At 79.8% G+C, this 233-nt stretch carries 1 protein-coding gene; it reads left to right on the top strand.

What is annotated here, in order from left to right; translation table 11 throughout:
* Positions 1 to 60: 60 nt before the first annotated feature.
* Positions 61 to 233, top strand: a 173-nt coding sequence (locus AC0IVP_RS22225; protein WP_471759319.1) for an ATPase, T2SS/T4P/T4SS family, incomplete at its 3' end; no start/stop codon positions are given.

Raw genomic sequence — 233 nt, 5'->3', positions numbered from 1 at the left:
GCGCGCCGGCGGCGTCCAGGTCGTCCAGCGACAGCCGGACCCGGCGCGCTGCCCGGTGGGGTGGCGCCGCTGCTGCGCGCGCTGGTGGCCCGGCGGTTGGCCGTCCTGGTCACCGGCGGGACCGGGACGGGCAAGACGACGCTGCTGTCGGCCCTGCTGGGCTGCGCCCCGCCCGCCGACCGGCTGCTGCTGTGCGAGGACGCCGCCGAGCTGGACCCGGTGCACCCGCACGT

The sequence above is a fragment of the Klenkia sp. AC732 genome, assembly GCF_979256525.1.
This window is presented reverse-complemented; position numbering and strand designations above follow the sequence as displayed.